This is a genomic window from Streptomyces sp. NPDC058671 (assembly GCF_042716475.1).
Lineage (GTDB): Bacteria > Actinomycetota > Actinomycetes > Streptomycetales > Streptomycetaceae > Streptomyces.
Genome location: NZ_JBHXSA010000016.1, coordinates 1 through 26,081 on the forward strand (window position 1 = coordinate 1; position 26,081 = coordinate 26,081).

General features: G+C 72.7%; 24 protein-coding genes and 1 pseudogene. 5 read left to right on the forward strand and 20 right to left on the reverse strand.

Features of this window, described 5'->3' with window-relative positions:
* Positions 1-38: 38 nt before the first annotated feature.
* The 4 genes from ACFWV2_RS20575 to ACFWV2_RS20590 all read right to left on the reverse strand — a co-directional run bounded on the left by ACFWV2_RS20575 (position 39) and on the right by ACFWV2_RS20590 (position 2,888).
* Complete coding sequence (locus ACFWV2_RS20575; RefSeq protein WP_384406413.1) at positions 39-833, reverse strand: VOC family protein; 795 nt, start codon at positions 831-833, stop codon at positions 39-41.
* 52 nt (positions 834-885) lie between these two features.
* Positions 886-1,410 carry an NUDIX hydrolase gene (locus tag ACFWV2_RS20580; protein ID WP_384406414.1) on the reverse strand — a complete coding sequence of 175 codons (525 nt, stop codon included), beginning with the start codon at positions 1,408-1,410 and terminating at the stop codon, positions 886-888.
* 41 nt (positions 1,411-1,451) lie between these two features.
* Positions 1,452-2,420 (reverse strand): universal stress protein, encoded by a 969-nt coding sequence (locus ACFWV2_RS20585; protein ID WP_384406415.1) that lies wholly within the window; start codon positions 2,418-2,420, stop codon positions 1,452-1,454.
* Positions 2,421-2,489: 69 nt separating this feature from the next.
* The gene (locus ACFWV2_RS20590) at positions 2,490-2,888 is read right to left on the reverse strand and encodes a DUF5997 family protein (RefSeq protein ID WP_360790428.1); all 399 of its coding nucleotides are present in this window, start codon (positions 2,886-2,888) and stop codon (positions 2,490-2,492) included.
* A 64-nt stretch (positions 2,889-2,952) separates the two neighbouring features.
* On the opposite strand from ACFWV2_RS20590, the gene ACFWV2_RS20595 reads away from it, so the two are divergent.
* Positions 2,953-3,804 carry a LysR family substrate-binding domain-containing protein gene (locus ACFWV2_RS20595; RefSeq protein WP_384406416.1) on the forward strand — a complete coding sequence of 284 codons (852 nt, stop codon included), beginning with the start codon at positions 2,953-2,955 and terminating at the stop codon, positions 3,802-3,804.
* Positions 3,805-3,996: 192 nt separating this feature from the next.
* On the opposite strand, the gene ACFWV2_RS20600 is transcribed toward ACFWV2_RS20595, so the two are convergent.
* The 3 genes from ACFWV2_RS20600 to ACFWV2_RS20610 form a co-directional block, all read right to left on the reverse strand.
* Positions 3,997-4,374, reverse strand: coding sequence for a hypothetical protein (locus ACFWV2_RS20600; RefSeq protein ID WP_384406417.1), 378 nt, complete (start codon positions 4,372-4,374; stop codon positions 3,997-3,999).
* A 356-nt stretch (positions 4,375-4,730) separates the two neighbouring features.
* On the reverse strand, positions 4,731-5,015 hold the full coding sequence (locus tag ACFWV2_RS20605; protein WP_384406418.1) for a hypothetical protein: 285 nt from the start codon (positions 5,013-5,015) through the stop codon (positions 4,731-4,733).
* Between the two features lie 132 nt (positions 5,016-5,147).
* Positions 5,148-5,777, reverse strand: a complete 630-nt coding sequence (locus ACFWV2_RS20610) for a hypothetical protein (protein WP_384406419.1) — start codon at positions 5,775-5,777, stop codon at positions 5,148-5,150.
* 286 nt (positions 5,778-6,063) lie between these two features.
* Here ACFWV2_RS20610 and ACFWV2_RS20615 point away from each other — a divergent pair, with 286 nt between their 5' ends.
* Together ACFWV2_RS20615 and ACFWV2_RS20620 are read left to right on the forward strand one after the other, a co-directional pair.
* Positions 6,064-6,630 (forward strand): phosphatase PAP2 family protein, encoded by a 567-nt coding sequence (locus ACFWV2_RS20615; protein ID WP_384406420.1) that lies wholly within the window; start codon positions 6,064-6,066, stop codon positions 6,628-6,630.
* Positions 6,631-6,801: 171 nt separating this feature from the next.
* Positions 6,802-7,380, forward strand: a complete 579-nt coding sequence (locus ACFWV2_RS20620; RefSeq protein ID WP_384406421.1) for a Type-2Aa cytolytic delta-endotoxin — start codon at positions 6,802-6,804, stop codon at positions 7,378-7,380.
* 61 nt (positions 7,381-7,441) lie between these two features.
* Here ACFWV2_RS20620 and ACFWV2_RS20625 read toward each other — a convergent pair whose 3' ends face one another.
* From ACFWV2_RS20625 to ACFWV2_RS20645, 5 genes are all read right to left on the reverse strand, one after another.
* Positions 7,442-9,100, reverse strand: a complete 1,659-nt coding sequence (locus ACFWV2_RS20625) for an FAD-dependent oxidoreductase (RefSeq protein WP_384406422.1) — start codon at positions 9,098-9,100, stop codon at positions 7,442-7,444.
* 33 nt (positions 9,101-9,133) lie between these two features.
* Positions 9,134-10,036 (reverse strand): diiron oxygenase, encoded by a 903-nt coding sequence (locus ACFWV2_RS20630; protein WP_384406423.1) that lies wholly within the window; start codon positions 10,034-10,036, stop codon positions 9,134-9,136.
* 205 nt (positions 10,037-10,241) lie between these two features.
* Complete coding sequence (locus ACFWV2_RS20635) at positions 10,242-12,059, reverse strand: S8 family serine peptidase (RefSeq protein ID WP_384406424.1); 1,818 nt, start codon at positions 12,057-12,059, stop codon at positions 10,242-10,244.
* Between the two features lie 191 nt (positions 12,060-12,250).
* Positions 12,251-15,271, reverse strand: a complete 3,021-nt coding sequence (locus tag ACFWV2_RS20640; protein WP_384406425.1) for a carbohydrate binding domain-containing protein — start codon at positions 15,269-15,271, stop codon at positions 12,251-12,253.
* A 182-nt stretch (positions 15,272-15,453) separates the two neighbouring features.
* Positions 15,454-15,921 carry a MarR family winged helix-turn-helix transcriptional regulator gene (locus ACFWV2_RS20645; RefSeq protein WP_384406426.1) on the reverse strand — a complete coding sequence of 156 codons (468 nt, stop codon included), beginning with the start codon at positions 15,919-15,921 and terminating at the stop codon, positions 15,454-15,456.
* A gap of 116 nt (positions 15,922-16,037) precedes the next feature.
* Between ACFWV2_RS20645 and ACFWV2_RS20650 the strand changes: the two are divergent.
* A pseudogene (locus tag ACFWV2_RS20650) lies at positions 16,038-16,340 on the forward strand (MFS transporter); the annotation flags it as partial.
* Positions 16,341-16,621: 281 nt separating this feature from the next.
* Positions 16,622-16,822 (forward strand): hypothetical protein, encoded by a 201-nt coding sequence (locus tag ACFWV2_RS20655; protein WP_384406427.1) that lies wholly within the window; start codon positions 16,622-16,624, stop codon positions 16,820-16,822.
* 81 nt (positions 16,823-16,903) lie between these two features.
* Here the strand turns inward: ACFWV2_RS20655 and ACFWV2_RS20660 are convergent, their stop codons facing one another.
* The 8 genes from ACFWV2_RS20660 to ACFWV2_RS20695 form a co-directional block, all read right to left on the reverse strand.
* Complete coding sequence (locus tag ACFWV2_RS20660; protein ID WP_384406428.1) at positions 16,904-17,701, reverse strand: VOC family protein; 798 nt, start codon at positions 17,699-17,701, stop codon at positions 16,904-16,906.
* 187 nt (positions 17,702-17,888) lie between these two features.
* Positions 17,889-20,615 (reverse strand): fumarate reductase/succinate dehydrogenase flavoprotein subunit, encoded by a 2,727-nt coding sequence (locus tag ACFWV2_RS20665; RefSeq protein WP_384406429.1) that lies wholly within the window; start codon positions 20,613-20,615, stop codon positions 17,889-17,891.
* Between the two features lie 60 nt (positions 20,616-20,675).
* Entirely contained in the window at positions 20,676-21,584 is a 909-nt protein-coding gene (locus tag ACFWV2_RS20670; protein ID WP_384406430.1) for an ABC transporter ATP-binding protein, read from the reverse strand.
* Positions 21,581-22,453, reverse strand: coding sequence for an ABC transporter permease (locus tag ACFWV2_RS20675; RefSeq protein WP_384406431.1), 873 nt, complete (start codon positions 22,451-22,453; stop codon positions 21,581-21,583). The genes ACFWV2_RS20670 and ACFWV2_RS20675 overlap by 4 nt, the downstream gene beginning before the upstream one ends.
* Positions 22,450-23,796, reverse strand: a complete 1,347-nt coding sequence (locus ACFWV2_RS20680) for an ABC transporter substrate-binding protein (RefSeq protein WP_384406432.1) — start codon at positions 23,794-23,796, stop codon at positions 22,450-22,452. The genes ACFWV2_RS20675 and ACFWV2_RS20680 overlap by 4 nt, the downstream gene beginning before the upstream one ends.
* 14 nt (positions 23,797-23,810) lie before the next feature.
* Complete coding sequence (locus ACFWV2_RS20685; protein WP_073813985.1) at positions 23,811-24,038, reverse strand: 4Fe-4S dicluster domain-containing protein; 228 nt, start codon at positions 24,036-24,038, stop codon at positions 23,811-23,813.
* Between the two features lie 40 nt (positions 24,039-24,078).
* Complete coding sequence (locus ACFWV2_RS20690; protein ID WP_384406433.1) at positions 24,079-24,846, reverse strand: GntR family transcriptional regulator; 768 nt, start codon at positions 24,844-24,846, stop codon at positions 24,079-24,081.
* 482 nt (positions 24,847-25,328) lie between these two features.
* Positions 25,329-25,994, reverse strand: a complete 666-nt coding sequence (locus ACFWV2_RS20695; protein ID WP_384406434.1) for a GPP34 family phosphoprotein — start codon at positions 25,992-25,994, stop codon at positions 25,329-25,331.
* Between the last annotated feature and the right edge of the window lie 87 nt (positions 25,995-26,081).

The window sequence follows — 26,081 nt, forward strand, 5'->3', positions numbered from 1 at the left end:
GCCCCGGGACCGCGTCCCGGGGCGGCTTCCCGTACCGGTCAGACCATCTCGGGCATCTCACCGACGGTCGTCCTGACGTCGATCACCGCGAACGTGGCGCCCTGCGGGTCCATGATCGCGGCGTAACGGCCGAAGGGGCTGTCCAGCGGCCCCAACACCTTCCGCCCGCCGAGGCGCCCGGCCGCCTCGACGGCCTTGTCGCAGTTGTCCACGGCGAAGTAGACCAGGATGTACGGGGGGACCTCCGGCGGGAACTCCTCCGGCATCACCATCCGCCCGAGCAGCGGATCGGCGCCGAGGTCGAAGACCCGGTAGTCCGCGTCGCCGTCCCGCATCGTCCTGGAGCGGTAGCCGAACACCGTGGAGAAGAAGTCGTCCGCCTTCCCCGGCTCCCGGGTGAAGACCTCGGACCACACGTACGAGCCGCTCTCGCCCTCCAGCTCGAAGCCCTCGTGCGTACCCCCCTGCCAGATGCCGAACACGGCACCCGACGGCTCCCGCGCGAGGCACATCGAGCCGAAGTCGTCGACCTGCATCGGCTCCATCAGGACGGTGCCGCCCGCGCTCCGGATCCTCTCCGCCGTCGCGGAGACGTCGGGCGAGGCGAAGTACAGACACCAGGCCGACTGCGGCTCCCCGTCCTGCCCCGGCATCGGCGGAACCACGGCCGCGACCGCCTTGCCGTTCTTGTAGGCCTGCGTGTAGTTGCCGAATTCCGATGAGGACTCGCCGAAGGTCCAGCCGAGCACGTCGCCGTAGAACGTCTTCGCACCCTCGACGTCGGTGAACATCGCGTCGGTCCAGACCGGCGTGCCTTCAGGTCGTACGGCCATGACGGTGACTCTCACTTCCCAGTCGATGACGTGTTCCTCCGAGCCACGCTAGTCACGCTCGCCCCGGCCCGCTCGGTGACACCGGCAGCCGGCCCATGGCATAGCGGTGGTACGGCCCGTCGGGCAGCGGAAGGTCGGGACGCCACATCCGCAGCACCTGGGCGGACGGCAGGAACAACGCCTCCGGCAGACGCTCCGGGTCCGTCCACTCCCAGCGCTCGATCTTGTCCGGCTCGGCCGCGGCGGCGACGCCACGGAAGGCGCGCAGCACGGTGGCGGCAGTCATCCGGGTCAGCCGCGTGGAGGTGAGGGAGTCCAGGATCAGCCCGATCACCCGCACGTCGGCGGCGGCCGCGACGAGCGTCGTCTCCTCGGCCAGCTCGCGGACCGCCGCGTCCTCGACGGACTCGCCGGGCTCGACCATGCCGCCCGGCAGCTCCCACACCCCGGAGCGGTGCAGCCCCAGGAGCACCCGGCCGGCCTCGTCGGTCACCACCACCCCTGCCCCGAGAGAGGCCTGGGCGCGGGGCGGCTCGACATTGCGCGGGGCGGCGGCGGCCCGGTCTGCGGAGTTCATGATCCTCTTCTACCAGCAGCGTTCCCCGCATCGCCACAGCGTCACGCGTCCGCCGGGGGGACCACCGCCACCGGGCAGTGCGCGTGGTGCAGGACCGCGTGGGCGACGGAACCGACGAGCAGCGACCCGAAGCGGTGCCGGTGGTGCCGGCCCACGACCAGCAGCCCGGCGTCCCGCGAACCCTCCACGAGCAGGCCCGCCGCGTCCCCCGGCACCGCCACCGGGACGAGAGCGACCTCGGGCCGGCGCGCGGCGAAGGGCCGCAGCCGCTCCTCCTGCTCCCGCCTCGCCTCCCGTACGAGCTGCTCCTCCATGTCGTCCGTGAAGGGCATCGGCGGTGGGACCTGGAGCGCGGGGGAGGGGGCGACGACCAGGGAGCCCGGCTGGGGAGGCAGCCGGAAGACCGTCACCGCCTCAAGCGGTACGCCCCGGTGATGAGCCGCCTCGAAGGCGAAGGCCACCACCTCGTCCGGAGTCTCCTCCGTGTGCAGGCCCAGCAGCACCCGCCCCGCCTCCGCCCCGTCCTCAGGGGCGGCCACACGGGCCTCGTGCGGGACGACGACGAGCGGACAGGGCGCCGCCGCCGCCAGCGTCCTGCTGGTCGAACCGAGCAGCAGACTCGCGAAGCCGCCGCGCCCCCGGGAACCGGTCACCAGGAGCCGCGCGTCCCGCGCCGCCGCCGTGAGGGCGTCGGTCACGGACCCGTCGAGCGACGCGTACCGCACGGGAAGGACGTGCCCGCGCTCCTCGACCGCGGTCCGCACGGCGGTCACGACGGTGTCGGGCAGCTCGGGCGACGGGCCGAGCGAGGCGATGCGGGCCGCCCCGAGCTGGAGGGCGTCGGAACGCACGTGCGCCACGACCAGCGGCGCCCCCAGCTCGGACGCGGCGCTCAGGGCCCACTCCAGGGCCCGCAGACTGTGCTCGGAACCATCCACGCCGACGACGACCGGTGGCTCGGACGCGGTGCCCAGGTCACCCGGGTGGGCACTCGTAGGGGAAGCACTCATGCGGGAATGACTCCCGCGCCCGGCGCCGCGCCACACCCGTCAAGGGCGTGACGCGGCGCGGGAGGACGATCAGGCGTCCTGGTCGCGGCGGGCCCGCTCCGCGTCGCGCTCCTTGATGCGGACGGTCTCCTTGCGGACCTCCGCCTGGGTGGCCCGCTCCTTCTGGAGCCACTCGGGCGACTCCTGCCGCAGCGCGTCGATCTGCTCGGTCGTGAGCGGGTCGGTGATGCCGCCGCGCGCGAGACCGGCGATGGAGATGCCGAGCCGCTGCGCGACCACCGGGCGGGGGTGAGGGCCGTTCTTCCGGAGCTCCTGGAGCCAGGCGGGCGGGTTCGCCTGGAGCTCGTTCAGCTCGGTGCGCGAGACGACACCCTCCTGGAACTCTGCGGGGGTGGCCTCGAGGTACACACCCAGCTTCTTCGCCGCGGTGGCGGGCTTCATCGTCTGGGTGTTCTGGTGCGACGTCATGGTGCCAAGGGTATCGAGCGTGCGGGCGAGTTCCGACCACGGCAGCTACCGGTAACCTGGCGGAGTGACAGGCTCGGACGCTTCCCCCTCGGACTCCCCGGCGGTTTCCCCCGCGGTCCCCCCCACCGACACCCCCTCCGGCACCCCCGCGTTCCGGCTCGCCTACGTGCCCGGAGTGACGCCCTCGAAGTGGGTGCGGGTCTGGAACGAGCGTCTGACCGACGTGCCCCTGACCCTTCTCGCCGTGACGCCCGCCGAGGCCTTCGGCGCGCTCCGGGAGGGCGAGGCGGACGCGGGCCTGGTCAGGCTGCCCGTCGACGGGGACGACCTCAGCGCGATCCCGCTCTACACGGAGACGACGGTCGTCGTCGTCCCCAAGGACCATCTGCTCGCGGCGGCGGAGGAGGTCTCGGCCGACGACCTCGCCGACGAGCTCGTCCTGCACCCCCTGGACGACACCCTGGGCTGGGAGCAGCCGCCGGGTCGCCGGGCGGAGGAGCGCCCCGCGACGACGGCCGACGCGGTCGAGCTGGTCGCGGCGGGCGTCGGCGTGCTGGCCGTACCCCAGTCGCTCGCCCGGCTGCACCACCGCAAGGACCTGACCTACCGGACCCTGACCGGGGTCGCCCAGTCGCGGGTGGCCCTGTCCTGGCCGGCCGCCGACGAGGCCCCCGACCTGGTGGAGGAGTTCATCGGCATCGTGCGCGGCCGCACGGTGAACAGCACGCGGGGCCGCCGCGCCGAGGCCGAGAAGGGCCGGAAGCAGCCGAGGGACCAGAAGGAGCGGAAGGCCGCCAAGCCGGCCAGGGCGGGGAAGCCGGGCTCCGGCTCCCGTACCACGGGCAAGCCCGCGGCCCGCAAATCCGGCGGCTCCGGCCGGGGCCGCACCGGCGGAAAGCCCCGCAAGCGCTCCTAGGAGTACGTCGTCACGTGGGGTGACTCTCCTCGTGGCGGGCACCTTCCGGCTTCGTGCTGCCGGGCGCCGTCGCGTGCGGCTGCGGCCGGGGTGGTGGACCGGTGAGGCTGTCGGACCAGGGCCCCGTCACGGTGACGGTCCGACAGCCCGGGAGCCCGGCGCATCTGCCTGCCCCCGGCGTGTCGGGCTATGTCAGCAGGGCCGGCCGGCCGGGTCCGTGCCGACGTTCACATTGCCGCCCCACACGTACACGTGGTGGCGTGTGGGCTCCGCCATGCGCCCGTCGACGACGTGCCCGTGGTACCAGACGTCCGTGCCGTACGCGCCGATCCGCACGTACTGGCCGCGCACGTAGCACAGACCGTCCATGTAGTAGCGGTCCACCGTCGGACCGGTGTTGAGGACCAGGGTGCTGCTCGTGTTGGCGGCCGTGCGGACGTTGCTGTGCGTCTGGAGCGAGACGTAGAAGTTGCTCGCGCCGGCATGTGCGGTGCCGGTCGCGCCGGACATGACGAGGGCCGCGCCGGTGGCTGCGGCGGCGAGGGCGCGTCGGGCAGTGAGCTGGGACATGTTCTCTCCGTCGGGTCCTGGACCCCTGCGGGCCGAAGGGGCTCGTCCCAAGGACGGGTTTCGTGACGTCTCCGTATGACTCGGTGCGCGAGACGTCGGAGACCCGCCGCTCTCACAGCGCGGCAGCAGTCGGCCCGACAGTCACGCTCGACGGCCAGGCCGGGCGGCCGTCGAGGGCTCGTGGCACTCGGACCGTGTCCCGCTCCGGCCCGCGCCCTCTCGGGGACATCGCGGTCCGTCGCGACGGCCCCGGCCGAGCAGCGCCGGGGCCGTCGTGGACCACGTGGGAGACGAGGACCTGCCGAAACCGATGGGAGCGGCTCGCCCTCAGCCGTGCCGAACTCGGCGTTGCCCGTTCAGGTGCCGACGGTGGTGACCCCGAACATCAGAGTGCGCCGGCTGACGTCGTAGTGCACGGTCGGTGTGCTGCGCAGGAGGTCCTGCAGGACGTCGGCGTCGTCGGTGTCGACGGTCAGCACCTCTTCCCAGGCCCCTTCGTCGAGTACCAGTTGCAGGGTGAGGGTGCCTCGGGCAGCGGGTTCTCCCGCAACCCAGCTGAACTGGTAGTGGCTGAGTTGGCGCACCTTGATGCTGTCGTCCGTGACGGGCTGCGTCACCTTGGTCGTGGTTGCTCTGGCCATGGTGTCTCTCCTTGCGTGAATGATGTCGGGTGCGGACAGCGGACTGGGCGTCACCGGCCTGCTTGCAGCGCGCAGCGGCGCAGGACGGGCCGGAGGGTCGGGCCGACGGTTCCCCGGGCCTGGCTGGAGAACTCAGCAGTGCCCCGTCGTCGGGCCGTGGTGGCGGGCCCGGCGTACGGCGGCCATACCCGTTCCGCCGAACGTGGCCAGGGGCGAAGCGGCCCGGCGCAGCATCCCCGCCTTCTGCTGCTCGGGGCGCTGCTGCTCGCCGTGCAGGGCATTGAGCACCAGCATTCCGGCGGTCAGCGCCGGAATGGCCCACTGGAGCACCGCGAGGTGGCGCTGCGCCTGCTCCATCTCCACGGGGTGGCCGGCGGCCGCCTCCTGGTCCTCGGAGTCCGGGGAGGAGGCGAGCTCGATCTTCTTGCCCAGGACCCGGCTGTAGGCGGTGGCGGCGAGCGCGGCGCCGGTGAGGACCGTCTTGGCGATGGTGGAGGCGCCGACGCCGCTCTGGTAGGCCACACGGGCGCTGTTCGCGCCCAGCAGGCCTGCGCCGCCCACCAGGTGGGCCCCGATCGCGGCCGCGTTGACCGGCGTCCAGGCGGCCCATCCGGCGCTGACGATCCGCGAGGCGAGAACCGGCTCCTGCACGGCGTTGCGCGTCGCGCCGTTCAAACCGACGGCGCCCATGAGGGAGCCACCGAACCAAGCCGCGAGGCCGATGTCATGCAGACTGCGCATGACCGTGTTGCGTTCAGACATCAGAGTCCTTCCAGACACACGCGTCCCTGCAGGCGCAGGGCACCGTACTCAGGCTCAAGGTGATCGACGGCATCTGCCAGACGAGGCGCGCACTCGGACGAATTCCCCCCAGGCCCGATTCCCCTGCACAGCGCCGAGACGACCCGTCGGCGTGCGGTCGCCGGCGGCCACCCGGAGGGCGAGGAGCCCCGTGTCCGGCGCCGTGACACCCGTGAGCGGAGCGGTGAAGGCCGCCGCCTGGAGTGAGCAGGGCGTGGAACGGCTGCGGTCGGGCAGGAGTCGTGGCATGGGAATCCTCACGGTGCTACGCGATGGCGATCATCGGCTGACCCGGCGGATGGCCTCCTGGGACTCCGGCTGGGCCCGCCGGTTGCTGCCGCCGGTCGAGGAGGCGGCCGAGCACACGAAGCTGTGGTGGGCCGCCGCCGTGACCATGGCGGCCGGCGGCGGCTGGAGGGGCCGCAAAGCCGCAGCCGCCGGGATCACGGCCATGGCGGTGGCGGAACTCCTCTCCAACGGCGTCGCGAAACAGCTCGTGGAGCGGCGTCGGCCGCCGAAGGAGTGGATCCCGCACGACGACGTCGAGGACCGGCCCGACAGCTCCTCCTTCCCCTCCGGGCACACGGCCGCCGCCGTCGCGTTCACGGCGGCCGTCGCGGCCTCCTGGCCGTGGGCCGGTGCCGCGTGCGCCGTACCGATGACGCTGGTGGCGATCGAGAGGGTCCACAGCGGTGCGCACTACCCCTCCGACGTCGCAGCCGGCGCCGCCATCGGCCTGACCACGGCCGCCCTCGTCCGGGCGACGCCCCGCCTCCTGATCCGCCGTCGGAGGGCGGCTCTGTCGCTGCCCTGACCACAGCTGCCACTCATCGGGTGACGGCGGTGGGCCTGTCCGGACCTGGGCGTGTCCTGATCGAGGTCGCCGAGAGCGGCTCCCGTCCGTACGGCGGACGCCGCCCACCGCGGTCGGCGGACGCTCGGCATACTGACCCCTCCTGATCATCGAGACCACACAGGAGGAGCTTTGGCCGCCAGTTTCAGGACCGTCGTCGAGGTGGGACCGGACCATCTCGCGCAGGCCCGGTCCATCGACCGGGTGTTCCAGGAGGCGATCGCGCCCGCGACCGTCAACTTCGACTTCGAGGCGATACGGGAGGCCGCGGCGGCCGTCCCGGACAGCACCGTGGTCCGGATGGTGCGGGGCTGGGGGCTCCAGGAGTACGCCCCCGTCCTCGTCATGGTGCTCTCCCTGAAGGAGGCCGTCCGGCAGGCGCTCCCGGCGGAGTGCGCGGAGGCCGGGTTCTGGGCCACCGTCGAGCGGGAGCTCGTCCAGGCCTTCACCGGCCTCGCCGCGCAGGAGGGCCTGCCCGGTCTCTCCTTCTACGAGGAGTCGGGGGAGCGGACCCGCTTCTACCGGGACCTGTTCTTCGCCCTCCAGGACGAGGAGACCGGGGAGCACATGTACGCCCTGGCCTTCTGCGTCGACGTGACGATCGAACTGCCGAAGGCGCGGGCGCTCGCCCTGGAGCTGACGGACACCGTGCCGTTCGCGGTCGGGCTGAACGCGATCGTGGTCCGTCAGGCCCTGGGTCTCGCTGTCTGACGTCCCACGACGCCGTACCCCGTCCCACCCCGCCGGCCCGCCGTCCCGGGCCGGGAACCCCTCAGACCTTAGGCAGCCGGCGTCCGCCCCGCGCCGCCGCGACGAGCTCCGGCACCGTGGCCAGCTTGACCCGGGGACGACCCGAGGCCTGTCCCCTGGCCCGTTCGGTCCGGTCGATGGCCGCGAGACCGCGCGCGTCGACCAGGTGACGGCTGCGGCTCCGCGCCAGCCTGCGGAACTCCCGCTCCGTGCCCTTCGGCGTCGGCAGCGCCCCGGCGACCGCGTCCGCGAGCAGGGTTCCCACCGTCTCCTCCGCACAGGCCCGGTTGGCGCCGATGCCCCCGGAGGGCCCGCGCTTGATCCAGCCGACGACGTACCCGCCGGGCAGCCCCGTCACCCGCCCCGCCTCGTGCGGCACCGTGCCGGTCGCCTCGTCGAAGGGCAGCCCCGCCAGCGGGACACCGCGGTAGCCGACCGCCCGGACGAGGAGGCCCGCTCCGATCTCCGTACCCGAGGGCGATCCGTCCTCGGTCACCCGGACCGCCCGTACGCCGTCGGTGCCGAGCGCCTCGATGGGGGCGGAGTGGAAGCGCAGCACGATCCGGCGCCGGTCGGGCGCGGGCGCCCGCGTCCAGTCCACCGTCTCCCGGGCCACGCCCCGCAGCAGCGCGGCCTTCTCCCCGGAGCCGGCCGCGTCGACGGCCGCGCCGACGCGCGGGTCGTGCGCGTCGACGACCAGGTCCACCCCCGGCAGGTGCTTAAGGGCGAGCAGTTCGGACGTGGTGTACGCCGCGTGCTCGGGGCCCCGGCGGCCGAGCAGCACCACCTCGCGGACCCGGTGGGCGCGCAGGGCCGCGAGGGCGTGATCGGCGATGTCCGTACCGGCGAGGGCGGCCGGGTCCGTGACGAGGACGCGGGCGACGTCGAGGGCCACGTTGCCGTTGCCGACGACGACGACCCGCTCGGCGGCGAGCCGCACGGCGTCCGCGCCCGTCTCGGGATGCGCGTTGTACCAGGAGACGACGGAGGTCGCCGAGACGCTGCCCGGCAGGTCCTCGCCCGGGATGCCGAGCCGGCGGTCGGAGGGCGCGCCCACCGCGTAGATCACCGCGTCGTGGTGCGCGGCGACCTCCTCCGCGGTGATGTCCTTGCCGACCTCCACGCCGAGCCGCATCCGGACCCGGGGGTGGGCGTGGAAGCGGGCGAGGGTCTCGCCCGCGCCCTTGGTCGCCGGATGGTCCGGCGCCACCCCGTACCGGACAAGCCCGCCCGCCACCGGCAGCCGGTCGATCAGCGTCACCTCGGCGTTGGTGTGCAGGAGCAGGTCCTCGGCGGCGTACATGCCCGCGGGTCCGGTGCCGACGACCGCGATCCGCAGCGGAGCGAAGTCGGCGGGCAGCGAGCGGTGGAACGAGGGGGCGCCCCAGGCGTGGAAGGTGGGCGAGGCCGCGGCGGGCGCGGGCCTGCGGTCCGCGTAGTACTCCGCGTTGATCGCCTCGTACTCCCGCAGCCGGGCGCTGAGACGGTCCGCCGGGAAGATCGCGTCGACGGGGCAGGCGTCGGCGCAGGCGCCGCAGTCGATGCAGGTCTCGGGGTCGATGTACAGCATCTCCGTCGTCCCGAAGTCGGCTTCCCCGGGCGCCGGATGGATGCAGTTGACCGGGCAGACGGCGACGCAGGTGGCGTCGTTGCAGCAGGTCTGGGTGATCGCGTAGGTCATGTCGTCGGCTCTGCTCTGCTCGGCTCGGAGGGGTCAGACGAGGTGGGCGCGCTGGTAGAAGAACAGCGCGGGCCTGGTCAGCATCCCGACGTCGGAGAGGAACTCCATGAGTCCGGAGCAACTGGCGCGCAGCTGCGCCTTGTAGTGCTCGTTGGCGGCGGCCTCACGGCGGGCGCGCTCGGGGTCGAGGCCGGCCCGCACGTACACCTCGGGGTTCACCAGACTGGTGATGATGTAGTACGCGGCGACGGCGACCACGAGGGCCTGGAAGTGACGGCGCGGCCTGCTCGCGCGGGCGAGGTGGCGGCGCGTCTCGTCCCGGGCGAACTTCATGTGCCGGGATTCCTCGACGACATGGATGTTGTTGATGGTGCGGACGAAGGGGACGACCCGCTCGTCGCGCATCCAGTCGCGCTGCATGACGTCGAGGACCTCCTCGGCGACGAGGATGCCGGCGTACGCGGCCTCGCCGAAGCCGACGGTCTTCATGAAGCGCCCGAGCTCCATGACGGCCCGCCCGGGCCGGTACGGGGGCGCGCCGAGCTTCTGCGAGCCCCGGGCGAACATGATGGAGTGCCGGCACTCGTCGGCGATCTCGGTCAGGGCCCACTGGAACCGGGGGTCGGTGTGGTCCATGCGGTAGATGTCGCGGAGCACCATCTGCTGGAGGATCATCTCGAACCAGATGCCGGTGCTGGCGACCGACGCGGACTCCTGCCGGGTCAGCTCCTTGCGCTGCTCCTCGGTCATCTCGTTCCAGTACGCGGTGCCGTAGAGGGAGTTCCACTCGGGGCTCTGGCCGTGGAAGTCCTTGTCGAGGGGGGTGTCCCAGTCGACCTCGACGGTGGGGTCGTACGACAGCTTGGCGGCCGACCGGAGCAACCGCGCGGCGACGTCCTCGTCGTGATGGTCCGGGCGAACGGTGCTGCTTGCCATGGTGCGGCTCCTCGGGTCGCGCGATCGGCTCGGGAGCTTGTTAGACGTCGCGTCTAGCAAGCTTGTTAGACGGAACGTATAGCAAGGGGCGCGGGCAGGCCTACCCCCCAGTACGGACTTTTTTCTCCCGGCGTACGCGAACGGGGCCGGAGCCCAGTCGGCTCCGGCCCCGTCAAAGGGTCGTGTGAGGGGGGGGACTTGCGGGTCAGAAGGTCAGGTTCCAGGCGGCGATCGTGCCCGTGTCCTGGCTCGCGTTGTCGTTCACGCGGAGCTTCCAGACACCGTTCGCCACCTCCGTGGAGGCGTTGACCGTGAACGTCTGGACGATGTTGTCCGTGCCGCTGCCGGTCCGGTTGTGCACCGTGTACACGGAACCGTCCGGTGCCACCAGATCGACCTTCACGTCACCGATGTAGGTGTGCTTGATGTCCACGCCCACCTTGAGCGTGGCGGGTGCGTTGCCCGTCACGCCGCTGACCGTGATGGGGCTCTCGACCGTGGCGTTGTCGGCGATGGTCACGTCGGTCAGGTTCTCGAAGTACGCGCCGGGCGGCGGGGTCGTGCCGCCGACGGCCTTCAGGGCGTCGACCGCGCCCTCACCGAAGAAGCCGTTCTTGGGCGTGGTGCCCTTGCAGCGGGTGTCCGAGGGGCACGCGCGGTCCGTGGCCTGGACGCCCAGCTGGTCGCGGATCTGCGCCGGGGTGAACGCCGGGTTGACGCTCGCGATCAGCGCCGCGACGCCGGCCACGTGCGGGGAGGCCATCGACGTGCCGTTCATGTTGCCGTACTTGCCGCCGGGGAGCGTCGAGTAGACACCGGAGGCGCCGTCGCCGCCGGGGGCGGCGATGTCGATCACGCCGTTGCCGAAGTTCGAGTACGAGGCCTTGGCGCCGCCGTTGCCCTGCGCGGCGACCGTCACGACGCCGGGAAGCTCCGTCGGGATGTCGATGCAGGCGTTGGTGATCGTGCGGGTGACCGGGGTCGAGTCGTTGGGGCTCTCGGAGTCGGTCGTCTTGTTCGCCAGGTCGTAGTTGGAGTTGCCCGCGGCGGCCACCTGGAGCGAACCCCTGCCCTCGGCGTACTCCTGGGCCCGGCGGACACCCTCGATGATGGCGGCCTGGTCCACGTTGTCCGGGCAGTTGAACTGCCACGGGTCCGTGTAGTAGCTGTTGTTGGTGACCTTGAAGCCGTGGTCACCGGCCCACATGAAGCCGCAGATCGTGTTCTCCGCGAAGAACAGGCTGCTGGTCGGCTCCGCGATGCGGACGGAGGAGATCTTCACGCCCGGCGCGACGCCGATGACGCCCTTGCCGTTCTTGGCGGCGGCGATCGTGCCCGCCACGTGCGTGCCGTGGGTGCCGACGTCACGCCAGGCACCCGCGCGCGTGTCCGCCTTGCCGTAGGCGCAGGAGGCCGAGTCGGCGGCGTTGAAGTTGGGCGCGATGTCCTGGTGCCGGTCGTCCACGCCGGTGTCGAGGACACCGACCTTCACCGACGCCGAACCGGTGGTGACCGCCCAGGCCTGGTCGGCCTTGATCTGGGTCATGTCCCAGCGGTTCGACTCCGTCAGCGTGGTCGTCGACTGCGCCGGGTTCGCGGGGAGCGCCGGGTTGTACGCGTCGGCGGGGACGTCGGAGGTACGGGTCGCCCCGACCTGCTGGACGCCGCCGACCGCGCGCATCGCCGAGGCGAACGACGCGGACGCCGAGTGCGCCACGATCACGCCGATCGCGTCATAGGTCGCGAAGACCGAACCGCCGCTGCTCGCGACGGCGCCGCTGACGGCCGACGTGGCGCCGGGCGCCGTGATCACCAGGTACGCGCGGGTGCCCGCGGCCCAGGCCGCCGGTGCCGCCGCGGACGTGGTGGCCGTCGTCGCCCCCGCCGAACGAGCCGCGACGGGCGCGGTGTCCGACGGTGCTGCCTGGGCGAATCCGGCGGGGGCGGCGAGCGCCACGGTCGTACCGAGGGCGGCGACGGCGATGGCCGACGCTCTCGACCGGCTGGATATGAGGGAAAACAATGCGTCCTCCGATGACCCGGTGGCGCGGGTGGCGCCGGCCGGGCCCTGTGATGTGTGGGGTGGACGCAAGATCCCAGACTCGTGCGGCGGAGGGAAGGCTTCTGTCCGAGAAGCCTGTTCGTGTTACGCACTGTTGACCGAAGGGTGCCGGAAGGGGCAGGGTTTCGGCCTCCCCGCCCCTTTTCGCCCGGCTACTTCAGGTACGGACCAGCGGCGCCGATCTTGCCGGGGCCGTTCAGGACGTACGCCCGCAGGTTGCCCTTGCCGGGGGCGGCGACCGTGAGGGTGCCGGTGGTGACGGTCCGCACGTCGCCGGTGACGGCATCGGTGTAGGTGCCGTTCGGGATGCCCGTGTAGGTGGCGCCGCCCGAGATCGTCACGAGGGCGAAGCTGTCCGTCGAGCCGCTGGTGTAGCGGCGCTTGAACGCCATGCCGCCCGCGACGCCCTCGGTGGAGTACTGGCCCGTCTGGAGCGCGGGGATCGCGCGGCGGATCTGGTTGAGCCGCTGGACGTGCTTCACCAGGGGCTGCTGGAGGGTGTCGGCGACGGCTCCGGACGCCGAGGAGACCTGGGAGAAGTCGGAGGCCGTGACCGAGCCGGCGACGTGCCCCCCGAAGTACGCGCGTCCGGTCGTGGCGAGCGGGCAGGACGGCCCGCAGTCGATCTTCCTCCCCTTCTGGAACTCGATCTCGGAGCCGTAGTACAGCGTCGGGATGCCGCGGAAGGTCCACATCAGGGACATGTTCTCGGCCCAGGCGTCGGTGCCGCCCGTGTACCGCTCGCTCGACTTGTTGGGGCCGTAGTCGTGGCTGTCGACGTAGACGACGTTGTACGTGGCGTCGTGGTAACTGTCGTCCGAGTCCTTGCCGTTGTGGAAGGCGTTGGACGCGTCGCCGAAGTTCATGTGCATGCGCATGTCGATGACGTTCATGCCGGAGAAGCGGCTGCGGTCGGGCGTGTGGTAGCTGTTCCCGTCCAGGAAGGCGTTGGTGGAGGTGGGCTGGCTGCCGGTGCCCTGCTGCTGCTCGTAGTCGTACATCTCAAGCGCGGCCCTGGCGTCGTCGGCGTCGTACTCCCTGCGCTCCTTCCAGGTGAAGAACTGCGCCGAGTGGTTCACCGAGCCGCGGTTCCACTTGTCGTTGACGAAGGCGGCGACCTCGCCGAAGACGAAGAAGTTCCTCGCGGCCTCGGTGCCGTGGCGCTGCGTCACCCGCTCCTGGATCGCGGGCAGGAAGCGGCGGTTCCAGGTGGTCCGCGGGATGTGTACGGCCGTGTCGACGCGGAAGCCGTCGACGCCCATGTCGATGTACTTGTTGTAGGCGCCGATCAGGTAGTTCTGCACGGCCGGCTTCTCGGTGTCGAAGTCGGCCAGGTCCTCGTGCAGCCAGCAGGAACGGGAGTCCTCACCCTCCCAGTTGCCGATCCAGCACTGGTGGAAGAGCGACTTGGGGAACATCCCGGACGTCGGGCTCGGCCACTGGCAGTTGTAGACGGTGTAGCCCTCGGCGCTCCTGCCGCCGGTCGGCTTCCCCCAGTTGAGACAGGTGTTGCCGGTGGGTTCGGCGGTCGACCACAGGTCGCCGTTGTAGTACGACTTCCCGGACTTCGCGTCGACCGTCAGGCCGTCGTACTCGAAACCGGGCTGCCTCTCGTCGTAGTACCAGCTCCACTGACTGTCCCGCACGCCGTACACGGTGGGCGTGAACAGACCCTTGGCGCCCCAGCGGGAGGAGTGGTTGTAGACGACGTCCTGGTAGATCTTCATGCCCTTGGCGTGGGCGGCGTCGATCAGGTCCTGGTAGGAGGCACCGGCCGACTCCAGGCGGGGGTCGACCCGGTAGAAGTCCCAGCCGTGGTAGCCGTGATGGTCGTAGTCGGACCGGTTGAGGACCACGGGCGTGACCCAGATCGCCGAGAACCCGAGGCCCTTGACGTAGTCGAGCTTCTGGATGAGGCCCTTGAAGTCGCCCCGGAACATGGGGTCGTCGTGGGCCGCGTTGCCCGACTTGGCGTGCTGGCTGCCGCCCCGGTTGTTCCACGGGTCCCCGTCGTTGAAGCGTGCGGTGAGGACGAAGTAGATCGGGTCCTTGCGCGGGTCGGTGCCGAGGGGTTTGCCCGTGCCCGGGTTCGCCGGCCTGTCCCCGGTGGTGGCGGACGCGGGCGCCGAGGCGGCGGAGACGTTGCCCGCGGCGTCCACCGCCCTCACCGTGTAGGTGTACGTGGTCCGTTCGGCGAGGCCCGTGTCGGAGAACACGGTCGAACCGACGTCGGTCACGACCGTGCCGCCACTGCCGCCGACCCGGGTGATCTGGTACTTCGTCACGCCCCTGTCGTCGGTGGCGGGAGCCCAGGTGAGCAGTACGGAGACGCCGTCGGCGGCGGCGGCCGGCCGGCCGGGCGCGGTCGGCGCCTGGGTGTCGGGGGTCGCTGAGGCGCACGGATCGGTCGCGTTCGGCGTCACCACGTTGTTCCGTACGGTGCTCGCGCCCGTCCCGAGGGTGTAGTCGGCGCCCCCGTTGTTGTCCCAGACGCCGTTGCCGTTGTTGAAGGCGGCCTTGAGGCTGACGGCCGTCCCGAGGTCGATCTCGCGTTTCCACCAGCCTGCGCAGGCCGCCTGCATGCCCGCGCCGGGCACGGCCGTCCAGGCGCCGCCCGCGGGCTGGTGGTGGACGTTGACGGTGGACCAGCCGAGCGCCTCGGTGGAGTAGTACACCGTCGCCTTCGCGGAGGGGGCGGGCGTGGGGGTGGTGCCCGCGCAGGGGTCGGAGTGGGCGACGACCCCGTCCCTGACGGTGAGGGAGCCGGTGCCCAGGGCGTAGTTCCTGCCGCCGTTGTTGTCCCAGGTGCCGCTGCCGTCGGTGAAGGTGGCCTTGAGGCCGGTGGCCGCGCCCAGGGGCACGGTCTTCTTGACCCAGTCCGTACAGGCGGCCTCCATGGCGACGCCCGGGACGGTGGTCCAGGAGCCGCCGTCGGGGGCGTAATGCAGGCGGTAGGAGGCCCAGTTCTTCGTCTTGGTCCAGTAGAAGACCGTGGCGGTGTTCTCCGCGGCGGCCGCGGCCGGTGCGGTGCGGGGGGAGGTCTCGCCGGGCGGCGCCGCCAGCAGGCCGAGGAACCCGGCGGCGACCGCCAGGGCGGACAACGGCCGCAGAGGCGGCCGTCGCTGAGTGGGGGTCAGTCTTCGCGGACGTATCGGCCCGTGGGCGGTGGTCATCGGCATCTCCAGGCAGGACCGCGCGTCACCGGGCAGAGCTCTGCCCCCGGACGGGAGTCGAAGCCCTCTGGAAACGCTGTCGGAAACTTGCTGAAACATCTTGCGTCGGGCGGGAACGTATCGCCGCCCGCCCGTCGCGTAAAGAGTTCTGACGATGCGAATGCGGAGCGGAGAGGGGCGCCTCAGGGGCGCGGCCAGGGGCGCCCTTCCAGGCGCTCGATGTCCCGGTTGAAGCGTTCGAGGTAGGCCGCGAAGCGGGCCACGTCCTGGGACGACCAGTGCTCCATGACCCGGTCGAGACCCGCGACGTTCGCGTCGCGGTCGGCGTCGAGGCGCCGCTCACCCTCCTCGGTGATGCGGAACTTGCGGGCGATCCCGCCGTCCGGATCGGGGATGCGCTCCACGACCCCGGCCCGCAGCATGGCCGCGGTCTGCCGGTTGAGCGTGGAGGCGTCGAGCCCGAAGGCCTCGCTGAGCTGCCCGATGGACATCGGCCCGTGCATGCGGATGCGGCTCAGCACGACGTACGCGCTCCGGTCGAGGTGGCCACCGGAGGCCCGTGAGCGCGGTGCGTACAGGTGGGAGTGCCGTCCGAGCAGCATGGTCTCGAACTCGACCAGGCGAAGGGGTTTGTCCACGGGCTTGTCCATGGGGTCATTCTCTCCTGCCGGACCTTGATGTGCACGGTGCATAACTTGTGTATGGCGCCATGGATGTGCATGACGCACAAGATCGCAGACCGGCTGTGAAGACCTAGGGAGAACGCGTGGACGGCTCCAAGCCCGACGCCCGACCCGGAGGCGTCGTGGGCGTCCTCGCGCTCGCGGGCATCGTGGCCGCACTCATGCAGGCCCTGGTGGTGCCGCTCATCGGCGACCTGCCCAAGCTCCTCGACACCACCGCGTCCGACGCCTCCTGGGTGATCACCGCCACCCTCCTCGCCGGCGCCGTCGCCACCCCCGTGGCCGGCCGGCTCGGCGACACCCTCGGCAAACGGCGGGTCCTGCTCGTCTCCGTCCTCCCCCTGATCGCCGGCTCTGTGGTCTGCGCCCTCGCCTCCTCCGTCGTCCGGCGACCCAGAAGAGCACGCGCCAGCTGGCGTTCTCGGCGACGGCGGCGGCGAACGGCAGGCCGAGTGCGCCGCCGACGCCCATGGAGGCGCTCATCAGGGCGATGGAGCCGCCCAGCTTCTCGGCCGGGAGGATGTCGCTTCTCGGCCGCCCGCGGCTCCAAGGTCACGCTCTCCCTCGCGGGACGGCGCCCATGATGAGGGCCGGCAGGGCGCCGTAGCGAATCCGACGCCGGTGTTGCGGATGAGGGTGACGACCCATCGGTGTCGTCCTCGCCCAGATGACCCCGACCCTGGGCGGCCGCGCCCTGCCGTCCGAGAACGGCTTCCGCGTCGCCATGCTGATCGGCTGCGGGGTCGGCCAGCTCGCCGCGGTCGTCGCCGCCCTGATCCCGACCAGGGCCCCGGCCACGCCCTCGGACGACCGGGCGGACGGGGAACCGGACGCCGTGCCGCGCACCCCCTCCGGGGCGGCGGCCTGACCGGAGACCGGACGGACAACCGTCCGAGCGTCGGCCGGTGCGGGCTCGGGGAGACGCACCCGGGCCCGGACCGGCCCACGCTCAGACCTTGAGGTCCTCGGCCGCCTCCAGCGTGAAGAGCGCCCCGTCCGGGTCCCGCACCACCACCACACGGCGCGCCTCGGCCTCCTCGGGACCGAGCACCCCGCCCCAGTCGTCGCCCGGCACCACCGTCCCGCCGTGCGCGAGGACCGCGGCCGTGGCCGCCTCGGGGTCCGGCACCCGGAACCGCACCAACCAGCGCGGCCGCAGCTGCGGCCGGGGCGAGCCCGACTCGACCGGACCGCTGTTCAGCCGGGCGAGGGCCTCGCCGTCACGCCGCAGCACCACCTTGTCCTGCTCGTACGACACCTCGAAGCGGCCCGGCCCCTCCTCGTCCGCCCAGCGGAGCACCTCGCCGTAGAACACGGCCGCGTCGAAGGCGTCCCGCGTGTGCAGCTCCAGCCAGGCGGGTGCCGAGTGCTCACCGATGTGCCAGTGGGACTCCGTCCGCCCCTGCCACACGCCGAACGCCGCTCCCTCGCGGTCGGTCGCCAGCGCCGCACGCCCCTCGGGCGGATAGGCGACCGGGCCCACGCCGACGGTGCCGCCTCGCTCACGGATCCGCGCCACGGCCGTGTCGGCGTCGTCCACGGCGAAGAACGCCGTCCAGGACACCGGTACGGAGAGCTCGGCGGCGACGGCCGCGATCCCGGCCACGGGCACCTCGCCCAGCTCACCGACCGCGTACTCCCGCTCCCCGTGCCCCCGCCGGAACGTCCATCCCAGCACGGCCCCGTAGAAGCGCTCCGCCGCGTCCAGATCGTGTGCGTTGAGACTCAGCCAGCACGGTGCTCCCACCTCCTCTCCGGTCGTCGGCCCCGACACCGGCACCACCTCCTCGTCGTCCTGCGCGCTGCGTGCGCCGTGCGCCCCTTCCCCGTTCCACCGCCGCGCATGCGTGCGTTCACCCAGGTGCCGCCGAAGATCACACGCCCGGGGGCACCGCGCGTACCTGCGAGGACGCACACACGAACCCCGCGCCGGGTCACCGCGCGGCGCGCGCCGCGTAGGCGCGGACGTCCGCGTCGGCGTCGTCGGCCGCCCCCGCCAGCGCGGTGCGGGCCGACGGGTCGTCGCGATGGTCGAGGAGCGAGAGGACGGCCGCCTTGCGCACGTCCGCGTTCGGGTCGGCGAGCGCCCCCGCGAGGGCGGGGACCGCGACCGCGGCGGAGGCGGCCCGGAGCGCGGTCGCGGCGCCCGACCTGACCTGCCAGGCGGGATCGCTCAGCGCCACCCCGGCCCTCGCCGCGTACCCGGGCGGGCAGCCGGTGCCGGCCAGGGCCCCGAGGGCCGCGCCGCGCACCAGCGGGTCGGGGTCGTCGAGCAGCGGGCCGAGCGGTCCCGGCGCCCGGTTCCGCACGGCCGCCAGACCACGAGCCACCGCGACCCGTACCTCCCGGGCCGGATCGGACACGGCCGCCGACAGCTCCGCGACCGCGTCCACCGACACCAGGCCCCGCACCGCCTGGACCCGTACCTCCACGACCTCGTCCCCGAGCGCCCCCGCGTACACGGAGGCGTCCCCGAGCCGCAACGCCCGCAGGACGTCGAGGGCGGCGGACCGTACGGTCGCGTCCGGCACGGCCAGCGCGTCCCGCAGCCCCTTCCCGAGCACCGGCTCGGCGGGCAGCACCTCCACCAGCTCCCGCAGCGCGGCCGAGGCGGCGGCCCTGACCCGGGGCGCCTCGTCCCGCAGCCGCTCCGCGAGCACCGGGCCCGCGCCGGCGGGCGCGATCTCACCGACGGCGGTGACGGCGGCGGCCCGTACCGAGGGATCGGCGTCGTCCAGGTAGGGGGCGAGCGCGTCGAGACCGGGGGACTCCTCGACCAGCGACAGCAGCCGCAGCAGCCGGGGATGCGGCGCCGCGACCGCCGGGGAGTCGACCGGACCCGGCCGATCCGTGCCCGGGCGCGCCGCGGGTGCCGACTCCCGGGGACCGGCCGTGGCCACCGGCACGAGCGTCACCTCCCCGAGCTGCCGCTCCGGCCCGCCCCGCGGTGCGAACTCCGGCACCGGCACCACGTACGGCTCGACCGGCCGCGCCGTGAACTCCATCGCCCCGGAGTGCGACTTGCGCAGATCGAGGTGGTGCAGCCAGCCCGTGTCGTCCCGCTCCGGGTGGTCGAGCCGCTCGTGGTAGAGGCCCCAGCGCGACTCCGTCCGGGCGAGCGACGCCCGCGCCGCCATCTCGGCGCAGTCCCGGATGAACGACACCTCCGCGCACCGCATCAGCTCGTGCGCCGTGCGCGCCCCCATCCCGGCGATCTCCTCCGACATCCGGGTGAAGGCCTCGACGGCCAGGGAGAGCTTCGCGCCCGTCTTCGGCGGTGCCACGTAGTCGTTCACGAACCGCCGCAGCTTGTACTCGACCTGCTGCTGCGGCGGACCCTCGGGGTGCCGCAGCGGCCGGTAGACGAGTTCATGGGCCGACCGGATCTGCTCGGCGTCCAACTCCCCTTCGTACGCGCGGTACTGGGACGCGTCCTCACCCGCGAGGTCACCGAAGACGAACGCGCCGATCATGTAGTTGTGCGGTACGGAGGCCAGGTCGCCGGCCGCGTACAGCCGGGGCACCGTCGTCCGCGCGTGGGAGTCCACCCGCACCCCCGAGGCGGAATGCCCGCCGCACAGGCCGATCTCGGAGATGTGCATCTCGATGTCATGGGTCCGGTAGTCGTGTCCCCGGCCCTCGTGGAAGGTGCCCCTGGTCGGCCGCTCCGTCGTGTGCAGGATCGACTCGACGGCGCCGACGGTCTCCTCGGGGAGGTGGCTCAGCTTGAGATAGACCGGGGCCCGGTCCGAGGCCAGCTCGGCCGCGAACTCGGCCATCATCTGCCCCGACCAGTAGTCCGACTCCACGAACCGCTCGCCGTGCCGGTTCACCTGGTAGCCGCCGAACGGATTGGCGACGTACGCGCAGGCCGGGCCGTTGTAGTCCTTGATCAGCGGGTTGATCTGGAAGCACTCGATGCCGGTGAGCGCCGCTCCCGCGTGGTAGGCCATCGCGTAGCCGTCGCCCGCGTTCGTCGGGTTCTCGTACGTCCCGTACAGATAGCCGGAGGCGGGCAGGCCCAGCCGCCCGCAGGGGCCGGTGGCCAGGATCACCGCGCCCGCCCGGACGACGACGAAGGCGCCGGTACGGGTGTGGAAGCCGGCCGCGCCGACCGCCCGCCCGTCCTCCGGACGGGTGAGGATCCGGACCGGCATGACCCGGTTCTCGATCCGGATCCGCTCGCGCATCTCCCGTCGGCGCAACTGCCGGTACAGGACCTTCTTCACGTCCTTGCCCTCGGGCATGGGCAGCACGTACGAACCGGACCGGTGGACCTGGCGGACCGCGTACTCCCCGTGCTCGTCCTTCTCGAACTTCACCCCGTACGACTCCAGGCGCTGGACCATGCCGAAGCCGCGGGTCGCCGTCTGCCGGACCGTCGACTGGTCCACCAGACCGTCGTTGGCGCGGGTGATCTCGGCGACGTAGTCGTCCGGTTCGGCGCGGCCCGGCACGACCGCGTTGTTGACGCCGTCCATGCCCATGGCCAGCGCGCCGGAGTGCCTGACGTGCGCCTTCTCCAGGAGCAGGACGCTCGCCCCGCGCTCGGCGGCGGTCAGGGCGGCCATGGTGCCGGCGGTGCCGCCGCCGATGACGAGCACGTCGCAGGAGAGTTCGGTCGCGTCGGCGGGATCGGGCACGGTCAGGAGGGTGTCCACGGGGGAACCTTTCGGAACGTTCGGTGTCGGGGTGTCCGGCGGCGGACTCCCGGGAGGCAGTCAGAGGGAGTCGAGGACGCGGCGGCGCAGCGCGGCCGTGTCCGGCGCGTCCCGGGCCTCCCGCGCGCGCGGGTGCGGCACGTCCAGGACCTCGCCGGACGCGAACAGGACGATCCTGTCGCCGAGATGGAGCGCCTCGTCCACGTCGTGCGTGACGAAGACGACGGTCGCGCCGGTGCCGCGCAGGATCTCCACGAGGAGGTCCTGCATCCCGGCCCGGGTGTGGGCGTCGAGCGCGCCGAACGGCTCGTCCATCAGGACCGCGCGCGGCCGCCCGGCGAGGGCGCGGGCCAGCTGCACCCGCTGCCGCTGCCCTCCGGACAGCTGGTGCGGCAGCTTGTGGGCGTGCCCGCCGAGACCGACCCGGTCCAGCCACTCCCGGGCGGAGCGGCGCCGCTCCGCCCGGGGGACCCGGCGGATCGCCAGCGGCAGTTCCACGTTGGCACGGACCGACCGCCAGGGCAGCAGGGCGTCGTGCTGGAAGACCACGGCCCGGTCTGCGCCGGGACCCCCAACCGGCACCCCGTCCTGGGTGACCTGCCCCTCCAGCGGGGGCAGCAGCCCGGCGAGGGTGCGCAGCAGGGTGGTCTTGCCGCAGCCGGAGGGCCCGACGACGGTCAGCAGCTCGCCGGGCGCGATCCGCAGTCCGACGGGCCCCGGCACGGCGGCCCCGCCACGGTGGCCCAGCCGCACTCCGTGCAGGCCCAGATCCGCGCCGGTGGGGGCGGCGGGCCCGGCGGCCCCGTCGACGACCGGATCCCCGGCCACGGCGGACGGGTCCGCGACCCCGCCGGGCGGTTCCGCGGTCACGGCGGCTGGGTCCGCGGCGACGGTGGACGAATCCGCGGCCACGGCGGACGGGTCTCCGGCCGCGCCTCCGGCCACGGTGGAACGGTTCACGGTCCTCATGGCACCGGCTCCTTCTCTGGCAGGGGTACGGGGGCGGGGGAGGGGGCCGGCGGGGGAGCCGTGGGGCGGCTCACCGCGCGCGTGGGTCCGGGCGCGCCCCGCTCCACCGGGCTCGGCAGCCACGCGGTGACCCGCCGGCCGAGCGACTCGACGGCGGTGGACGTGAGCCGGCCCAGGACGCCGATGGTGGCCATGCCGACGAAGACCCCCGGGTAGTCGACGACCGTGTAGTCCTGCCAGGTGCGGTAACCCACCCCGTACTCGCCGGAGATCATCTCCGCCGAGATCACACAGATCCACGCGACGCCGATGCCCACGGAGAGACCGCCGAAGACGCCCGGCAGGGCGCCCGGCAGCACCACCGAGAACAGGACGCGCGCCCGGCCCCCGCCGAGGGTGAGGACGGCCTCCTCCCACACCGGGTCCAGGGCACGCACGGCGTGCCGGGTCGACACGAGCACCGGGAACAGGGCCGCCGCGCAGGTGATGAAGACGATGCCCTGCTCGTTGGTGGGCAGCAGCAGGATCGCGACCGGCACCAGGGCGATGGCGGGGATCGGGCGCACCACCTCCACCAGCGGGTCCAGGAGGTCGGAGGCCCACCGGGACCGGGCGACGGCCGTCCCGGCCGCCACACCGAGGACGGCGGCGAGGAGGAAGCCGACCGCGATCCGCCGCAGGCTGTGACCGAGGTCCTGCCAGTACGCCTCGGTGCCGACCCGGTCGGCGAGGGCGGAGGCGACCTCGACGACCGTCGGGAACTGCTCGAACCGCAGCCACAGGTTCACGTCGAACGAGGTCAGCAGTTGCCAGAGGCCGAGGGCCGCGAGCGGGGACGCCATCCGGGCCAGGCGGCGGGCGGCACTCATGAGGCGAGCCGCACGGCGTCCGCGTACGCCACGGTCCGGGAGCCGGCGTGCCCGGCGACGTACCGTTCCGCCCCGGACCGGGTCATGAAGGCGAGCCACCGCGAGCCGTCCGCGACCCACACGGCCCGGTCCGCGAACCACGGCGTCCCGGTCACCGCGTCCGGCACGTAGGCGGCCCGCACCGAGGCGCCCCTGACGGCCTTGAGCAGCTGCGCGGGGCTGTCGAAGGTACGGGTCGACGTCTGACCCTTCAGCCACAGTTCGGGCTTCGCGGCGGCCGCCTTCGGGTACGCGAGGTCCGGCACCGCCCGCCGTAGCGGCGCCGCGTCGACGAAGGCGTCCACGTCGACCTCCTTCACCAGACCGGCCTCCTCCAGGACCGGCACGTCCTCCTTGAGCGCGGCGATCAGCTCCGCGCGGAGCGCCGGATCGAAGGTGGCGATGCCCTGCGCGCCGTTGTAGAGGTGGACCACCTCGGCGGGCAGTCCGGTCTCCTCGGCCACCCTCTCCGCCGCGGCGACCGGCCGGGTCCGCAGATGGTCCGTGGCGCGGCGCTGGGCGCGCAGGAAGGCGTCGAGGACGGCGGGCCGCCGCTCGGCGAACCCCTGCCGGACCGTGACCCCGTGGAAGGTCGCCAGATTCAGCTCGGCCCCGTCGTACAGGGCCGTGGCCTTGCCCTGGTAGGCGAGGAGGCCGGGCCAGGCGACGAACTGGGACAAGGCGTCGACACTGCCCGCCGCCAGGGCCGAAGCCCCCACGCTGGGCTGCTGGTTGAGCTTGCGGACCTCCTTGGCGGGGTCGATTCCGGCGCGCCGCAGCGCCCGTACGAGCGTGCCGTCGGCGGCCGAGCCGACACTGGTAGACACCTTGCGGCCCTTGAGGTCCGCCAGTGACCGCAGTGGCGAGCCGGGCGCGGTGACCACGGTGTTGAGACCGCCGCGCAGGTTGTAGCCTGTCACCGCGACGAGCCGGGTGGGCTCCTTGAGCTGCTTGCCCCGCGCCGCGTTGATCAGCAGCGGGAAGTCGCCCATCGACCCGATGTCGATCTTCCCCGCCGTCATCTGCGCCGTGATCGGTGCCCCGGTCGCGTAGTCCTGCCAGGCGACCCGGTACGTGACGCCGTCCTCCCGGCCCCGGGCCGCGAGCTCCTCCTCGAAGTAGCCGAGGGAACGCAGCAGGGTTCCGGCGGTGACGGTGTTGATGGTCTTCGACTGGTAGCCGACGGTCACCGTGACCGTCTTCCCGTCCGACGGCCCCCCGGCGCCGGACCCGTCGCCGCACGCGGTGGCGAGCGGCAGCAGCAGGGCCAGCGGGAGGAACAGCGGAAGTCGTGCTCGGGACATGGGAGTTCGGCCTTTCACCGGAGCAGATAGGGCATGTTGACGGTGACCGCGCCGGTGGGGCAGCGGGCGGCGCACGGACCGCAGTACCAGCACTCGTCCACGTGCATGTACGCCTTGCCGTCCTCCTGCCGGATCGCGAGGGAGTCCAGCGGGCACATGTCGACGCAGAGCGTGCATCCGTCGATGCACTTCGACTCGTCGATGGTCACGGGCACGTCGGTGCGCTGGGGGACCAGGGGCACGGCTGTCTCCAGGAAGGTGGGGAAGAGGGGGATCGAGGCTTCAGGGGGAGCGGCGCAGGACGCCGCTCATCGTGATGCGGTCACCGCGGAACCGGATGAACTCCAGGTCCACCGGGCGCCCGTCGGGCAGACAGGTCAACCGCTCCAGCATCAGGACGGCGGCCCCGCGGGGTGCCTGGAGGACGGCGGCGGAGTGCGCGTCGGCGTTGACCGCCTCCAGGGTGATCTCGGCGTGTCCGAGCGGACCACCGGTCAGCTCTTCGAGGAGGCGGAACACATCGGTGTTCTCCAGGTCGCAGCCGAGGAGTTCACCCCCGACGTCCATCGGGAGGTACGACAGGTCGAGGGAGAGCGGCAACCCGTCGAGCCGCCGCAGCCGTTCCACGCACAGCACGTCCGTGTGCGCCGGGAGTCCGAGTCGGTGAGCCACCGGGCCGGGGGCGGAGACCGGACCCATGGTCCTGACCTCGTTGGTGACCCGCCCGTGCTCGCGCAGGGTCTCCGCGAGCCCCTGGAGCCGGTCGAGGCCGTGCGGATACTTCTCGCACACCACCACCGTGCCGACTCCCGGCTGCCGCTCGACGAACCGCTCGCCCCGCAACAGGTCCAGAGCCTGCCGGACGGTGTTCCGGCTTGCCCTGTGGTCGGCCGCGATCACGTCCTCCAGCGGCAGCACCCCGCCCGGGAAACCGCCCGCCAGGATCTGGTGGCGCAGCAGGTCGGCGAGCTGCCGCGCCCGGTCCGCACGCAGCCGCCGACGGCGGGCGGCGGCGACGGGACGGGCGGCGGGAGCGGGTTCGGCGGGCATGGCAAGGAACGTAGCGGCGGCCCGCCCCCCATGGTGTTGCGGCAGTATTGCGCCACCTGACAGGCCCGCACTCACCTCTCTGACCTGCAAAGATGTGCTGACAGAGGCGAGATGCGCCACCGCGCCGCCCACCAGGTGGACAGCAGCCGCCCAGCATGCGGAAAGATCGACAGAACGGCGTCGCCGTCGAGCCCGGCCTCCGCGGTCTCCTCCGGCGGCGCCGTCAGGATGCCGCGGCCCAGGGCGGCCCGGACGGCCAAGTCGGCCAGGGGGGCCAGGGCGGCCCGGACGGCCAAGTCGGCCAGGTCTACCAGGACGACCAGGTCGGCCGGGTCGCCGGCCCGCAGGCCGCCGGTGTCGTCGGGGCCTTCACCTGGGCGGCACCGGCCGTGTGGGCGGCGAGCGCCGTGCGGAGACCGCCCCGCTGCTCGGGAGAGGAGCTCCGGCCGTCGTCGGCCTCCGGAGCCCGGCCCGCGAAGCGGTCAGCCGGTGACCGTGACGATCGTGGCGGCCGTGACCGCCACCATCGCGGCCTGCATGTCCCGGATCGCCCGGCGCACTCCCTCCGCCGCCCACTCTCCGGCGGTCAGCTCCTCCAGCCGCGGCGCGATCTCCTTGCGCGGCACGTCGGGGAAGGCGAGGCGGTGCAGCTTGGCACCGTGGATCAGAGCGAGGAGACCCGTGGTCCGGGCGTGATGCGTGGGGCCTTCGAGGACCACCGCTCCCAGCCTGGCCCTGAGTTCGCGCTCGACGGATCCGTCCGCCTCCGGGTAGCGGGTGACGGGGAACAGGCCCAGCATCCGGTGCTGCTCCTCCCGCACCAGACCTCGCTCGCGCAGGCTCTCGACCGTGGCCTTCACCGCCCTGCCGTGGTCCTTCGTCAGCCACTCCGTGACCTTCGGGGCCCTGCTCTTCTTCCCGCAGTAGGCGGTGAGCTGCCGCAGCCGCTCGTCGAGGAGGGGGACACCGGTGGGCGCCGCGTCCGTCACGCGCAGGCGCCCGTCGTCCACCGAGACGCGCCCGGCCAGTACGAGATCGAGCAGGATGCCGCCGGCCACGGCCCACGCGGCGGACTGCCGTTCCTTCGCCGCCCCGGACTCGTCGTCCAGGGACAGCAGCATGATCTCCTCCGCGAGCGTGACCGCCACCCGATACCCCTTGCCTTCCACACCTGCTCGTCCCCGGCGCCCGGGCGGTCATCCATCCCGCCCCGGCACCCTTCGCACAGGAGGACG